Source organism: Streptomyces sp. NPDC060002 (genome assembly GCF_042737245.1).
Lineage (GTDB): Bacteria > Actinomycetota > Actinomycetes > Streptomycetales > Streptomycetaceae > Streptomyces.
In genome coordinates this window covers 163,403-176,956 of record NZ_JBHWUW010000008.1, presented here as the reverse complement: position 1 = coordinate 176,956, position 13,554 = coordinate 163,403, and the positions used below count along the sequence as shown (strand labels likewise).

Sequence of the window (13,554 nt, the reverse complement as noted above, 5' to 3'; positions counted from 1 at the left end):
GTTTACTTCTCCTTCTTGGCGCCGTAGCGGCTGCGGGCCTGCTTGCGGTTCTTGACACCCTGGGTGTCAAGGGAACCGCGGATGATCTTGTAGCGAACACCGGGCAGGTCCTTCACACGGCCACCACGCACGAGCACGATGGAGTGCTCCTGCAGGTTGTGTCCCTCACCCGGAATGTAAGCAGTGACCTCGATACCGCTGGTCAGACGCACGCGCGCGACCTTACGCAGGGCCGAGTTCGGCTTCTTCGGGGTGGTCGTGAACACACGCGTGCAGACGCCGCGACGCTGGGGCGAACCCTCGAGTGCGGGCGTCTTGTTCTTCTCGACCTTGTCCTGCCGGCCCTTCCGGACCAGCTGCTGGATCGTAGGCACTACTTCTCCGGTTTCTGTGTGCCGAATGGTGAAGCTAACCTGGAACTTCGCCGACCCACGCGGTCGGGTGTGTCGGATCCGGCGAACTTCCGCCGTGAGGCAGGAAGAGGCGCAGATCACGGTGGCCGCTAGCTAGGCCCCGTGTGCGGTTGAAGACACGCACGAGGGCCAGGGCACACCCCAGGCACAAGGTCTGAGCGTACCTAGCGCATTCACTCCGGTCAAAACAGAACCTCCGCCTTCGACACGCCGGAGGTTTACGAGCGCCGCCCCAGCCCCTGTGATACCGGGGCCGCAGCGTCGGCGGAGCCCTCCGGGGGCGACGCCGGGGACGGCACGGCCGGGTCGCCGGCCCGGAGCGGCCGCCTCGCGGCGCCCGTCGCCGGATCTCCCGGCGTTTCCGCCGCCACGCCCGCAGCCGCACCCGCCGCCGTGTCGTGACCGATGAAGTACGTCGGACGGTTCTGGACGGCCGTATAGATGCGGCCGACGTACTCGCCGAGCAGGCCGACGCAGATCAGCTGGACCGCGCCGATGAACAGCACGCCGGTGAAGAGGGACGTCCAGCCGGGGACGGTGTGCTGGAAGGCGTGGGCGCTCAGGGTGTAGATCATCAGGGCCAGGCAGACCAGGAACGCGAAGCCGCCCAGCCAGGTGGCGATGCGCAGAGGCGCCGCCGAGAAGCCCGTGACGCTGTCGACGGCCAGCCGGATCATCCGGCCGAGGGGGTACTTGCTCTGGCCCGCCGGCCGCGGGGCGCGCTCGTAGCGGACCTCTCCGCTGGGGAAGCCCAGCCAGGGCACGAGGAGGCGGTAGACCCGCTGCTGGTCCGGCAGGGCCTTCAGCGCGTCCACGGCGGCCCGGCTCAACAGCCGGAAGTCGCCGGCCTGGGCCGGCACCGACGGTCCGGCGAGACGGCGGACGAGCCGGTAGTACAGGCCCGCCGTCCACCGCTTGAAGCCGGTGTCGCTGGCCCGGTCGGCGCGGATGCCGTAGACGATGTCGAGGCCCTCGGCGCGGGCCAGCGCCAGCATCTCGGGGATCTTCTCGGGCGGGTCCTGGAGGTCGGCGTCGATGCTGACGACGTACGCGCCGTGCGCGCGGTCCAGGCCCGCGGTGAGGGCGGCCTGGTGGCCGGAGTTGCGGCGCAGGCCGATGACCCGCAGTTCCGGCCAGCCGAGCCGGAAGGCGGCCAGCAGCTCGGCCGTGCGGTCGGTGCTGCCGTCGTCGACGGCGACCACCTCGTAGCCGACGCCGAGGTCCGCCAGGACCGGGCGCAACCGGCTGACCAGCGCGGGAAGAACCTCTTCCTCGTTGTACATGGGTATGACGACCGACAAGACGGTCGCCGCGGCCGTGGCGTTCGGCGCTTCGGTCACCCGTCCTCCCCCAACCTGTGGCGCACATGTGCGACTCTGTTGCGATCTTATGACCGCACTCTTATGACCACACTCCACGATCATCCGGACAGCGGTGCCGCCCCTGGGTGTCCGGCGATCGGCCGAGGGGGGACCCCAGCCATGAGCACGGCTTCCAGCGACACGGCGACGGACTCCGCCGTGCCCGACGGGCCACAGGAGCGCTCGCGGAGACTGCGCCGCCTCAGCCTGCCGGACGGTGTACGACCGTACCTCGCTCCGCTGCTCCTCTACGGCGTCACGAAGCTCGTGGGCCTGACCGTGTTCGCCTGGCTCCTGGAGTCGGCCGACGAATACCAGAAGAAGAACCCGCGTTTCGGCGGCGGCGCCCACTGGTGGGACGTCCTGGCCACCTGGGACGGCTGGTGGTACCTCCAGGTCGCCGAGAAGGGGTACGACCCCCGCCCGCTGGAACAGCTCGCCCCGGGCGGCCTGTTCACCGTCAAGCAGAACTCGGTCGCCTTCTTCCCGCTCTACCCGGGCCTGATCCGGGGCGTGTCCGAGATCACCGGGCTGGGGCTGTTCGGCTCCGGGCTCCTGGTCTCGGTGCTCGCCTCCTTCGTCGCGGCCGCCGGCATCTACGCCGTGGTCGCCACGCTCGCCGGAGTGCGGGCGGGCACGATCGCGGCCGGGCTGTGGGCGGTGGTACCCGGGGCGGGCGTGGAGTGGGCGGTCTACTCGGAGTCGGTCTTCGTCGCCATCGCCTCCTGGTGCTGCTACTGCGTGATGAAGCGGCGATGGGTCGCGGCGGGGCTGCTCGCCTTCGTGGCCGGGCTCAACCGGCCGACCTCCGCCGCGCTCATCGGCGCGGTCGGGCTGGCCGCGATCGTCGCCCTGGCCCGGCGGGAGAGCAGGCGCGAGCACGGGGTGTCGGGACCCCTGTACGCCATGTTCGCCGCGCCGCTCGGCCTGCTCACCTACGTCACCTGGGTCGGTCTCAGCATGGGCGACCTCACCGCGTACTTCACGCTCCAGCGCGAGGGGTGGGCGCACTACTTCGACTTCGGCTCCTACACGCTCGACGTGCTGGGCAACACGGCGACCGGCCGCCACGACTATCTGTTCGCGTTCTCGGTCCCCGACCTCCTCGGCGTACAGCTGGTGCTGGCGCTGCCCTTCCTGATCGCGCTGATGCTCCGCAGGAAACCGCCGCTGGTGCTGGTGGCGTACACGCTGGCGAGCGTGATCACCGTGCTGGGCACCCAGCAGATGTTCGGCAACACGGGGCGGTACCTGCTGCCGGTCTTCCCGCTGCTGCTGGCCCCGGCGGCGGCGCTGAGCCGGCTGAAGTGGCCGAGCCTTGCGGTGTTCTTCGGGACGGCGGCCCTCGCGTCGGGGTGGTACGCGCACTACGTGATCTTCGAGTTGGGCATTCCGTAGACCCGGTGCGGTGATCCGGTTCGGCGCAGGGTCCGGAGGTCACCGGGCCCTGCGGGTGGCGCGTTCTGCGGCGAACACGTCCTCCAGGCGGAAGAGCTGGGCCCGTCCCGCCTTGCCGGCCGGCTCGAGGTGCCCCAGCTGGACCCACTTGCGAATCGTGGCGGGGGCCACACCGACCTCCTGGGCCGCGAGGGGGCCCGGAATCAGGGTCGGTTGCCCGGTGGCGCGCCGATCGAGGGCTGGTCGGTCGGAAGCGCGTCGGTCCGGAGTGCGTCGGTCCGTGGTGCTCATGCGCGCGCCCACTCCCCTTCGTCCCAGGTGTGCCGGTAGGCCGGGTCGTCGTGGCAGCCGCAGTCCGGTTCCGGGCAGCGGCAGGCCGGGTTGACGCAGAGGACGGCCGCGCGGTCGGGGAAGGCCCGCAGGGAGACGGAGTCGCACCAGGGGCAGCGGCCGGCGACCCGTACGACGGTCTCGGTGTCGCCCAGCGCACGGGCGCAGCGGCGGGCCATCCGGCGGGTCTCGTCGCGTACGTGCGCGGCCAGGACGGTGTCGGCGGCCACGCGGTCGAGCAGGGACGCGATCCTGCGCAGCCGCTCGGGCACGGGGGCGCGGCGCGGACGGGGCAGACCGAGCCGGTCGCGTACCGCCTCCTCCAGTTCGAGCACGCCGTCGGTGATGTCGCGGATGGCGTCGGAGACATGCAGGCGGAGCGGGGCCGCGCCGTGACCGGGGGCCACGAGGCCGTGCCGCTGCTGGAGGAGCAGCTGTTCCTCGCGCTCCTCGCGCAGGCGGGCGCCGAGATCGGCGGGGGGCCGCGGTCCGGCGGGGCGGTGGGCGGGGGTCGTGCGGCCGGGGACCAGTTCCGTGGACAGCTCGGGGAACTGCTGGAGAAGGGTGCCGATCCAGAGGGCGGCCTGGGCGGTGGGGCGGCCCTCGCAGGCTTCAGCCACGGGTGCCGCCCTGGGCCGGGAGGTGGGCGAGGCGGGCGGCCGGGGCCGGCGGGAGGAGATGCGCGGGTACGGGGACCGGGCGGCCGGAGCGCCAGAGACGGCCGCCGCAGACGCCGTCGAACCAGTTGTCGGCCGGTGCCACCGTCTCCTCGCAGGCCCGCCGCACGCGGCAGCCGGCGCAGGCCCGGAGCGCGGGGGCGGCGATCTTGGCCTTCTTGGAGAAGACGACCCGTGGGGAGAGCCCGCCACAGGCGGCCGCGGACTGCCAACCGGGGGCTGATGGGCAGGAATTGGTTTCGGGCATGGACATGGGACCCCCCTGGGTTCGTGAACGAGCCGTACTGGGTGAACGCCCCCTAGACTACAGATTGCGTGCGCGCCCGCAACGAAATTCAGGCGGAGCAGGATCTTCGGCGTCCCCCGAATCTCCACGAACGGCACGAATTTTCCTCAGTGCTTGCTCGAGAGCACGTAATTCCGCGCGCGCAAGCAAGCTAAACTCTTGCCCACCCCCGAAGGAAGAGAGAAAGACATGACCAACCAGGGCTTGGACGCATTCGCCGCGTGGGTCGAAGACCTCATGCGCGAACGCGGCTACGACATCGACAGCCCACGCGGCGGCGGCAAGTCGAGAATCGCGGACGAGGCCGGCGTGCACCGCGCCGCGGTCACCCGACTGCTCCAGCGGCAGAGCATGCCGGACCTCGAGACCACCCGCAGGCTCGCCCGCGTGCTCGGCGTGCCGGTGCGCGACATGCTCATCCGCTCCGGCCGGCTGACCGCGGAGGAACTGGCCGACCCGCACGACTACCTGGCCTCGCCCGCGCCCAGCGCCGAGTTCGGCCGCCGCCCCACCCTGGAGGAGGTCGCCGACCTGCTGGGCGTGCCCGCCGACCGGCGGGAGATGTTCGTCCGGGTGGTGGAGCAGTTCCTGCCGAGCGAGGCCGAGGCCGGGGCGACGCAGGCGCGTGAGGACCGGCGGGTCCTGGTGGAGACGGCCGCGGCCGCGCCCACCGCCGACTGACCCAGCCGGAACCACCGGTCACGCATGCCGTGCCGGTTCCGATCGAAGGGCGCCCGTGGGCCGACGGGGGCTCCGGTCGACGGCACCACGGCTCCAACGACCCGCACCCCCACGGCTTCACCGACCCGCACCACGGCTGGCGCCTGCGCTCCGCCCTCCCCCCGCTCCCCTCCGCGCTCCCCCTCCCCTCCCTGGCCTGCGCTCACCCCTGCGCCGCCCCTGCACCCCCGCCCCTCCCGTACCTCCTCCCACATCTCTCTCGCCGTTTTAGTTGCGTGCGCGCACGCTCGTCTGTCACAGTTGGTGCAGCGGCGGAGCTGTGCCCGCGAGCCCCGAGCGGGCCGCACCCACCGCCGTAGGCCGGGCCGAGGCGCCGCGCACCTCCCCTTCCCCGCCCCCGCGCGGCGCCCGCCCGGCGACTTCCCCTTCTTCCCGGCGAGGTGACCCGGCATGACCACACCCACCCCACCGAGCGCCTTCCCGGACGTCGAGGCCTTGGTCGTCGACATCCTGGAGGCCGACTCGGCGCTCTCCACGGCGCTCGTCGCCGTCGAACCGCCCGCGAATTTCGACGGCAGGACCGCCGCCGTCCTCGTCAACCGGCGCGGCGGAGCGTGGATCGGCGAGCTGCACGTCGACCAGCCGCTGATCGAGCTGGAGGTGTACGGCCCGACCAAGCAGGCCGCGCACGTCCTGGCCAACTCCGCCCGCCGCGCACTGCTGGCCGCGGCCGGCAAGCGGTACGGCACGAACCTCATCACCGAGGTGGAGGAGCAGGACGGCCCGCGCTGGCTGCCCGACTACCTCTACTCCGCCGCCAACCGCTACGTCAGCGTCCTCAAGGTGTTCCTCGACGTCTACTGAGACAGCCGGCTGGGACATCCGGCCGAGACATCGGCCGAGACATCCGCCGACGCACCCCGCGCGGGCGGTTCCCGCTCCGCGCCCACCGACCGAAGGCCCCGCCGTCCACACGGCGGGGCCTTCGCCGTACCCGGAGCGCTTGTCCACCGGGCGACGGCACCCAGCACCACTCCACACCCCTCTGTAAGGAGACCCACCCATGGCAGGAACCAACTCCTCCGAGATCCGCATCGCAGGTGTCGGCCGGCTCTACGTCGCCGCCGCCGACACCAAGGTTCCGACGACCTTCTCCACCGACCCGTCCACCGACTGGGCCACCGGCTGGAAGAACCTCGGCTTCACCTCCGGTGAGGGCGTCACCTTCAGCAAGAAGGACAAGCTGGAGCCGGTCGACGTGTGGCAGGCCGTGAGCCCGGTGCACTTCGTGTACTCGGACCGCGACCTGACCCTGAAGTTCTCGCTGATGCAGTTCAACGAGGACACGCTGCCGTTCTTCATGGGCGGCGGCGCGGTCGAGGCGGTCACCGGCTCGACCGGCGTCTACAAGTACGAGATCGCCGACCGCCCGTACGCCGACGTGCGCGCCCTCGGCCTGGAGTTCACGGACGTCCGCGCCTCCGACGGCGCCACGGTGACCTACCGCTTCGGTGTGCCGCGCGGCCAGGTCACGGCGGCGGACGACATCAAGCTGGCCCGCAAGTCGGCGGCCCAGCTCGGCATCACCTACACGGCGATGGCCGCCGCCGACGGTTCGGCGCTGGCCAGCTTCGTGATGAAGGACGCCGCGTACGCCGCGTCCTGACCCACCGGCCACCGGGGTGGGGCGGGTCCCGTGCCCGTTCCACCCCGGGCCCCCACCCCTGCGCTCAACCCACCGCACGGACACCTCACCGACCCGAGGAGCACCTATCACCATGGCCCGTTTCGACGTCAACGCAGCCCGCGCCCAGCGCCTCGAAGCGCTCGGCCGCACCTGGTCGTTCGAGCTCGACGACGAGAGTTTCACCCTGCCCACGGAGCTGACCCGCGCCACCGCGAAGGCGCTGCGAGAGCTCGACGACAACGACGTGGACGGGCTGCTCGGCCTGCTCATGGGCGAGAAGCAGTTCGCCCGCTTCGAGCGGCACGAGGTCACCATGCAGGACATCGCAGCGATCCTGGAGGCCTACGGCAAGGAGACCGGGCTCGGCCTGGGGGAAGGCTGAGCCTCGTCGGGTTCGTCGACGAACACGCCGAGGCCCTCGAGGCGGACCTGCTCCGCTATTACGGGATCGATCTGCTCGACTGGCACCGCGAGCGCCTCTCCGCGCGGCGGCTCGCGGTGCTCATCAAGCAGTTGCCGCGCGACAGCGCGCTGAACCGGGAACTGCACGGCGAGGCCGCCGAGTGGTCGGTGAGCGACCATCTGCTGGCCGCCGCCGTGGACCATCTGGCGGCGGCGAACTGGATGTTCGCCTGCGTCAACTCGGAGGAGGGGGAGCAGCCGGACGCCCCGGCTCCGGTGCCGCGTCCGACGGACCTGACCGAGAACGACATCTACGGCGACGGCGACGGCGACGCGTACTCCGAGGAGGGTCACGGGAGGTCCGGCGAGTCCGGCGAGCGCTCCGGGGACGTCGGACGGTCGGCCCCGGGGCCGGACACCGCAGCGGACCAGTCGCGGGCTGCCGCGCCGGACGGAGCCCCGTCGGCATTCCAACTGGCCCGCTTCTTCGGCTGACCCGCTTCGTCGGCTGACCCGCTTCGTCGGCTGATCTGCTTCATCCGCCGATTCGCCCGGTTGCCCACCGGACGGCCGCCGGACGACTGCTCACGCGTAGCCGTCGGCTCCGCTCAACGGGAGTCCGGCGGGCCGTTCTGCTCGTCCCGGCGGCGGCCGGCCCGGCCCTCCAGTTCGTCCGCGAGGGCCCGGGCCTTGTCCGAAAGCAGCCGGGGCCGGGGTTCGTCGCGGGCGTCCTGCGGGCGGGCAGGCTCGACCGGCTCCGGCCACTCGGCCCGGCCAGCCTGCCCGGCCCGGCCAGCCCGCTCGGGCCGCTCCTGCGGTGGCCGTTCCGCGGTCCCGGAGCCGTCCGGCCTGCGTGCCTTCTCCCGTCCCGCGACTCCGATCTCGCCGGGCAGGGCCAGCGGGGGCACGCTCGGCCGGCCGTTGCGCCGGACCACCGGCCGCCGGTCGGAGGACGTGACGCGCTTCCCCCGCACCTCACGGGCGGAGAGCAGGATGTCCCCCTCGGCACCGGAGCCGGCCTCGGCCCCACCGGCGCCTCCGACCTCGTCAACGACGTCCCGGTCCCCCTCGTGCGAACCCCTGACCGGGCCACTCGCGCTCGTCGCGCTCGTCGTCCCGACAACGTTGACCGGGCCGCGCGGGTCGCCGTACGAAGCCTCCTCGCCCCCGTCCGTCCCCCCTCCCGGTGGAGGCGACGGCACCGGGGTCCCGTCCGCCACCGATCGTTCTCGTTCGCCGCGCTCCTCCACGCGCGTCCATGCGGAGGGAGGGCGCAGCAGTTCGACATAGGGAAGCGGAATGACCTCGCCGCCGCGCTCGTGCTCGCGCTCCCCCTCGGCCCGTCGGGCCCGGCGGGGGCGGTGGCCGGTGCGGGCGTCCTCCTGGCCCTGGAGGTAGGCGGCGGTGATCCGTTCCTCGTACGCGCGGCGGATCGCGGGCAGCTGTTCGTCGACCACGTCGGCCCAGCCCGCGCTGTACGCGGCCAGTTCCCGCCGGTCGAGTTCGCTGCGGGGAAGGACCACCAGGTCGTCCGGTTCATGGCCGAGCAGCAGGACCAGCTCCGAGACCCGGGCGATGAGATGCGGCAGATCGGAGGCCTGTTCGAGCCAATCGATCACATGCTCGCGCCGCACGTTGCTCGCGTCCCCGTCCACCCCGTAGGCCTTGCTCTCGTCCCCTGGCCCCATCGCGCCCCCGCGCGAGGACGGCTGCCCGTCGCCGTCCACCGTCGTCTGGCGGTCACTCAGTTCCCTTGCGGAGTGCCGCTGTTCACCTTTTCGAATCCGACGGGAGAACGGCCGGATCCTACTCCACGAACCTGGGCGGCACTTCGGCCGCACCCCGGCATCACCGCAGGTCCCGACCGCTGAACGACGGGTGCTCCTCGCCAAACACGGAACGACACCACAGGATTACTCGTACACTAGTTCGAACACACGTTTTCGAACGCCCCCCAGAGGCGCCACCTGTACCACAGCCCAGCGGACAGACCGGAAAGCAGGCCGACATGGTGACTGGCACGAGCAACTCCCCGAAGCAGCCGATCGACACCTACACCCGCCTCGCCCACCTCCTGCACACCACGCCCCCCGACCGCGAGGCCCTGCTCGACCAGGTGTACGAGGAACTGCTCGCCCGGGAGTCGCGCGCCTACGCGGCCGGCTGGTCGGACGCCCTGACGGAGGCGCGGCGGGTGCAGTGCCGCCGCAGGCCCTAGCGGCCGATACCACGGGGCCCGCCGCCCGAACGGCGCGCCAGGCACGGGCCGGCACATCTCGGAGGCCAGATCCGTGCCACGGGTGGGGCGATGGCCGTCTGCGCGGCGTCGATCGGTTTATGACGGGGAAGGCGGCCGGGGAAACGGTTTCACGCGGCGAACGCGATGAACGCATGCCCCGCGGCGATCCCACCGATCAACGCCAGCACGGCCTCCGACACGAAGAGAACCCAGTGCCCCTTCTGTCGTCGCGTTTCCGGGACGACACGGCCGTCCCTCACCTCTTCGGCGGAAATACCTCGCTCGCGCATCGCCCTCCGGCGCCGCTTCTTGGATTCCGGAAGGACTTCCAGGAACCAGAAGAGATTTCTCATCGCGGGCTCAAAACCGTCCTGCCGAACGCCGGAAACAACCTCCCTGAGCAAGAACACGAAGAGGCCGAGGAACAATAATGCGGCCACCCCGTTCATCACGGTCCAGCCGACCCCCTTGGAATCCAGCACATGGGACGCGAAGGCAAGAGCAGCCCCACCCGTGCCGTACAGAAAAGAAAATCCGCCGAACGTCGCCACCGGGCCCACCCATCCGCGCAGCCCGTGCAGCCAGGCGACGATGCAGATTCCGAGGATCAGCGCGGGGGCTCCGATCGCCAGAGCCCAACGACCCCCTTCACAGGCGGGCCCGAGACGGTAACCGCAGTTTCCGAATTCACCCAGTCGATTGAAAAGCTCGATGAGGAGTGTGGCTCCCCAATAAAGGATGAACACTCCGCAGATCACAAGTAAATGACGTATGGGCAGGTACCCACCCGCTTCGCCCCGCCCCGCATATTTTCCGCCCTGGATGCCCATTCGCGTGATCCTAGCAGGAGGGACCGGCTGACACCATGTCCACGCCAACGGAGCAGATACAGAAACTCAAGGAAGACCTCACCGCAGAGGACAGGAGGCTAGGCGGCGAGATCAAAAAGAAGGTGGACAAGGAGGAATTCCCCACCTTCTTCGCCGAAGAACGAAAAAAGGAGGAACCGGCCAGGAAGCAGGCGGAAGCGGAGCGGGCGAAGTCTCTCAACAAGCTCGTCGCCGATGAGGTCGAGAAGGCCGGCGAGTCGGCCTGGAAACCCGACAGCCGATGGTACAAGACGCCCGAGTTCATGGGCTTCGTCTCTGGACTCACGGGCAGCCTCATCGGCATCACGGTCATCAAGTACGACTTCGCGATATTCGACGTCACAGAGAAAGTCAACCGGCTCACCCTCCGACTCGTGAACTTCATCACGAAAAGAACCCAGTGGGACCGCCAGTTCCTGACCGCACAACAGAAGGACGAGCGAAAGCTGAATCGACGGTTCTCCACGATCGAGCACCGCCTGTCGCGCCTGATGAAGAACGCGAACAAAAGAATCGGGGCGGTCGAGCTGAAGGTCGCCAGGATCGATCGGTCTCGAAGCGATGCCCGCGGGCGCATGGGCTCGGTACCCACCTCACCGGGTTCCATCCCTCAGGCGCACAACGCGGCGGACGAGCTCAACAACCTGCACGCGCGCGTAGACGCACTGGTCGCGGCCATTGGCTGACCAAAGGATTCATCCTCGATTTTAAGGATTGGTTAAAAATGTCTTTGGTGCGATCCCTGGGTAAAGCATCCTCGTCATTCAAGGACTTCAAGGACCGAGCGCAGGATGCCGGTCGAGCGACAGACGGGTTGAAGCAGAAGGCCGGCGGAACAGAAAGTCAGCTCAAACAGCTCAAGAGTGCGGCACAGGGTTCGGGAAGCGAACTCAAAAGCCTCAAGACCGCCTCCGACCAGGCCGAGAAGTCACTCGGGAAGGCCGGTAAGACCGGGTCCAGTGCCGGCACGAATCTCGGTAAGTACGAGTCCGGGGCGGGCAAGGCGGCCAAGGGCCAGGACAAGATGAACAAGTCGATGAAGGGCAACTTCTTCGGCATGCTCATGGACCTGCTGGCGCCGCTCATCCAGAAGGTCGTCGAGATGGCGACCAAGTCGAAGACCATGCAGAAGGTCCTCAAGACCGCCTTCGACGTCATCAAGTCCGTGATCGGCACCGTCATGAAGGCCATCGGGCCGATCATGAAGAACGCGGCCAAGCTCATCAAGTCGGTCTGGACCGGCATCAAGACGGCGATCTCGGCCGTAGTGAAGGCCGTCGCCACGGTGATCAAGACCTACGTCGCCATCTGGAAGAAGGTCATCAGCACCGCGCTGAACGCGATCAAGACGGTCGTCTCCAGCGTCTGGAAGGGCATCAAGGCCGTCATCTCGCCGGTCGTCAGCTGGGTCAAGTCCGCGATCCCGAACGCCTTCAAGGCCGTCAAGGACAAGCTGTCCAGCATCTGGGGCGGCCTCAAGGGCATCGCGGGCCGCGCCTTCGACGGCATCAAGAGCGCGGTGAAGGGCCCGATCAACGCGGTCATCGGCATCATCAACCGCGCGATCGGCGCCCTCAACGGCATCAAGGTGTCGATCCCGGGCTGGGTCCCGGGCGTCGGCGGCAAGACCTTCGGCGTCAGCCTGCCCAGGATCCCCATGCTGGCCACCGGCGGTGTCGTCATGCCCCGCTCCGGCGGTGTCCCCGCGATCCTCGCCGAAGCCGGCGAGGCGGAGGCCGTCCTGCCGCTGAGCAAGCTGGACCGGCTGCTGCGGCGGGCCGCCGCCCAGGGCCCGGCGTACGCCGGAGCCGCCGGGGCCGGCGGCGCGCTGCACATCGAGCACTACTACGCGGCCGAGACCAGCAGCCCGCAGCGCACCGCCGACGCGCTGATGTTCCTGGCGAAGGCACGCGGATGAGTGCCGCCGCGCTGTCCGCGGGAAGCGGGCCGGCCGACCTGCTCGCCGGGCTGGCACCGGCCCTGCGGGCCTTCCGCTCCCGGGTGGAGCAGAGCGACACCACGGTGCGTTCCCTCGCAGGCCGGATCAGGAGTGCCGCCACCGGCGTCGACGCCGTCCGTTCCGCCGCTTCCCAGGACGCCACCGCCGTACGTCAGGTCAAGACCGGCGCCGACGCCGCGAGCCGCTCCGTCGCCAAGACCGGACAGACCGCCACCACCGCCGCCTCCGGCATCAAGTCGGCCGGCACCCGGGCCAAGGGCGCCGGCAAATCGCTCGGCACCCTGAACTCCGCGTTCGGCGGCGTCCTCGCCATCGTCGGTGCGCTGATCGAGGCCTCCGGCGTGCTCGGCGACCTCATGGGCGCCTTCGGCACCGCCATGACCATCGGCTCCGGCGTGATGCTGGTCATCAACGCCCTCACCCGCGCCAACCCCATCGGGTTCGTCACCGGTCTCCTCCTGCCCGTCGCCGGCTGGCTGATCGATCTCGCGCTGAACTCCGAGACCGGGCAACGGCTGATGGAGCAGCTCGCCACCCTCGTACTGAAGTACGTCGAGGGCTATCTGACCGTCATGACGCCGCTGCTCAAGGGCATCGCGAGCGCGGTGAACACGTACGTCACCGGATACCTGGCCGTCATCACCACCGCGCTCACCGCGATCGGCACGCTCCTCGGTACCGGCTTCGCCGTCCTGAAGGCGCTGACCACCGGGGACACCCGGGCGCTCAGCGGCAAGGTGTCATCGGTCTGGCGGGGGTTCAAGGACGCGGTACGGCCGGCGCTGGAGTGGATCACCAGGGACGTCCCCCGGATGTTCACCCGGATCAAGGAGGCCACCTCCCGCACCCTCGACGCGCTGGGCAGGTTCGTGACGACCGGCACGCAGACCGTCGCCGGTGTGGTCAAGGGGCCGATCCAGGGACTCATCGCCTTCGCGAACTGGGTCATCGACGGGCTCAACTCCCTGAGCTTCTCGATCCTCGGCAAGAAGTTCGGCATCCACCTGGACAAGATCCCGATGCTCGCGGAAGGCGGCATCGCCGTCCCCGGCGCCGCCCGGGGCGCGGGCCGGGTGCTGCCGCTGACCACCCTGGAGCGGCAGCGGGCGCTCGCCCGGCGCAACGGGGCGCCGACGTCCCGACCGCCCCACCGGGTCAAGGAGTTCCACGAGAGCGCGGGCACGGGCGCCCGCGGCACCGCGGAAGACCTGCTCTTCCTCGCCTCCGCCCACGCCTGCACATGAGAGTGAG

Annotated in this window: 17 protein-coding genes; 10 read left to right on the top strand and 7 right to left on the bottom strand. The window is 70.1% G+C overall.

The window, feature by feature from the left end:
• Nucleotides 1–2 precede the first annotated feature (2 nt).
• Both rpsL and ACFWBD_RS10880 read right to left on the bottom strand, forming a co-directional pair.
• On the bottom strand, nucleotides 3–374 hold the full coding sequence (gene rpsL / locus ACFWBD_RS10885; protein WP_003948652.1) for a 30S ribosomal protein S12: 372 nt from the start codon (nucleotides 372–374) through the stop codon (nucleotides 3–5).
• Nucleotides 375–631: 257 nt separating this feature from the next.
• Nucleotides 632–1,696 carry a glycosyltransferase family 2 protein gene (locus ACFWBD_RS10880; RefSeq protein ID WP_385665702.1) on the bottom strand — a complete coding sequence of 355 codons (1,065 nt, stop codon included), beginning with the start codon at nucleotides 1,694–1,696 and terminating at the stop codon, nucleotides 632–634.
• A 198-nt stretch (nucleotides 1,697–1,894) separates the two neighbouring features.
• On the opposite strand from ACFWBD_RS10880, the gene ACFWBD_RS10875 reads away from it, so the two are divergent.
• Complete coding sequence (locus tag ACFWBD_RS10875) at nucleotides 1,895–3,172, top strand: hypothetical protein (protein WP_385665670.1); 1,278 nt, start codon at nucleotides 1,895–1,897, stop codon at nucleotides 3,170–3,172.
• Between the two features lie 39 nt (nucleotides 3,173–3,211).
• Here ACFWBD_RS10875 and ACFWBD_RS10870 read toward each other — a convergent pair whose 3' ends face one another.
• From ACFWBD_RS10870 to ACFWBD_RS10860, 3 genes are read right to left on the bottom strand one after another with little or no spacing between them, the layout of a single operon-like run.
• Entirely contained in the window at nucleotides 3,212–3,463 is a 252-nt protein-coding gene (locus ACFWBD_RS10870; protein WP_385665704.1) for a hypothetical protein, read from the bottom strand.
• Nucleotides 3,460–4,122, bottom strand: a complete 663-nt coding sequence (locus ACFWBD_RS10865) for a hypothetical protein (protein WP_385665667.1) — start codon at nucleotides 4,120–4,122, stop codon at nucleotides 3,460–3,462. The genes ACFWBD_RS10870 and ACFWBD_RS10865 overlap by 4 nt, the downstream gene beginning before the upstream one ends.
• Nucleotides 4,115–4,432 carry a WhiB family transcriptional regulator gene (locus ACFWBD_RS10860; RefSeq protein ID WP_385665664.1) on the bottom strand — a complete coding sequence of 106 codons (318 nt, stop codon included), beginning with the start codon at nucleotides 4,430–4,432 and terminating at the stop codon, nucleotides 4,115–4,117. Before ACFWBD_RS10860 ends, ACFWBD_RS10865 begins: the two co-directional genes overlap by 8 nt.
• A gap of 222 nt (nucleotides 4,433–4,654) precedes the next feature.
• Here ACFWBD_RS10860 and ACFWBD_RS10855 point away from each other — a divergent pair, with 222 nt between their 5' ends.
• The 5 genes from ACFWBD_RS10855 (at nucleotide 4,655) to ACFWBD_RS10835 (ending at nucleotide 7,730) form a co-directional block, all read left to right on the top strand.
• The gene (locus tag ACFWBD_RS10855; RefSeq protein WP_385665661.1) at nucleotides 4,655–5,146 is read left to right on the top strand and encodes a helix-turn-helix domain-containing protein; all 492 of its coding nucleotides are present in this window, start codon (nucleotides 4,655–4,657) and stop codon (nucleotides 5,144–5,146) included.
• Between the two features lie 450 nt (nucleotides 5,147–5,596).
• Complete coding sequence (locus ACFWBD_RS10850; RefSeq protein ID WP_385665659.1) at nucleotides 5,597–6,010, top strand: hypothetical protein; 414 nt, start codon at nucleotides 5,597–5,599, stop codon at nucleotides 6,008–6,010.
• Between the two features lie 199 nt (nucleotides 6,011–6,209).
• Nucleotides 6,210–6,812 carry a hypothetical protein gene (locus ACFWBD_RS10845; RefSeq protein ID WP_020132649.1) on the top strand — a complete coding sequence of 201 codons (603 nt, stop codon included), beginning with the start codon at nucleotides 6,210–6,212 and terminating at the stop codon, nucleotides 6,810–6,812.
• A gap of 112 nt (nucleotides 6,813–6,924) precedes the next feature.
• Nucleotides 6,925–7,215: a hypothetical protein gene (locus ACFWBD_RS10840; RefSeq protein ID WP_385665656.1), complete on the top strand. Its 291-nt coding sequence runs from the start codon at nucleotides 6,925–6,927 to the stop codon at nucleotides 7,213–7,215.
• A gap of 116 nt (nucleotides 7,216–7,331) precedes the next feature.
• Nucleotides 7,332–7,730 (top strand): hypothetical protein, encoded by a 399-nt coding sequence (locus ACFWBD_RS10835; RefSeq protein WP_385665653.1) that lies wholly within the window; start codon nucleotides 7,332–7,334, stop codon nucleotides 7,728–7,730.
• A 113-nt stretch (nucleotides 7,731–7,843) separates the two neighbouring features.
• On the opposite strand, the gene ACFWBD_RS10830 is transcribed toward ACFWBD_RS10835, so the two are convergent.
• Entirely contained in the window at nucleotides 7,844–8,923 is a 1,080-nt protein-coding gene (locus ACFWBD_RS10830; RefSeq protein ID WP_385665652.1) for a hypothetical protein, read from the bottom strand.
• A gap of 320 nt (nucleotides 8,924–9,243) precedes the next feature.
• On the opposite strand from ACFWBD_RS10830, the gene ACFWBD_RS10825 reads away from it, so the two are divergent.
• The gene (locus tag ACFWBD_RS10825) at nucleotides 9,244–9,453 is read left to right on the top strand and encodes a hypothetical protein (protein WP_385665650.1); all 210 of its coding nucleotides are present in this window, start codon (nucleotides 9,244–9,246) and stop codon (nucleotides 9,451–9,453) included.
• 149 nt (nucleotides 9,454–9,602) lie between these two features.
• Here ACFWBD_RS10825 and ACFWBD_RS10820 read toward each other — a convergent pair whose 3' ends face one another.
• Nucleotides 9,603–10,304, bottom strand: coding sequence for a hypothetical protein (locus tag ACFWBD_RS10820; protein ID WP_385665647.1), 702 nt, complete (start codon nucleotides 10,302–10,304; stop codon nucleotides 9,603–9,605).
• 35 nt (nucleotides 10,305–10,339) lie between these two features.
• Here ACFWBD_RS10820 and ACFWBD_RS10815 point away from each other — a divergent pair, with 35 nt between their 5' ends.
• Genes ACFWBD_RS10815 through ACFWBD_RS10805 form a run of 3 tightly spaced genes read left to right on the top strand, consistent with a single transcriptional unit; the run spans nucleotide 10,340 to nucleotide 13,547 of the window.
• Complete coding sequence (locus ACFWBD_RS10815) at nucleotides 10,340–11,029, top strand: hypothetical protein (protein WP_385665645.1); 690 nt, start codon at nucleotides 10,340–10,342, stop codon at nucleotides 11,027–11,029.
• 38 nt (nucleotides 11,030–11,067) lie between these two features.
• A complete protein-coding gene (locus ACFWBD_RS10810) occupies nucleotides 11,068–12,261 on the top strand; it encodes a phage tail protein (RefSeq protein ID WP_385665642.1) in 1,194 nt (397 codons plus the stop codon).
• Nucleotides 12,258–13,547, top strand: coding sequence for a tape-measure protein (locus ACFWBD_RS10805; RefSeq protein ID WP_385665639.1), 1,290 nt, complete (start codon nucleotides 12,258–12,260; stop codon nucleotides 13,545–13,547). The genes ACFWBD_RS10810 and ACFWBD_RS10805 overlap by 4 nt, the downstream gene beginning before the upstream one ends.
• Nucleotides 13,548–13,554 lie beyond the last annotated feature (7 nt).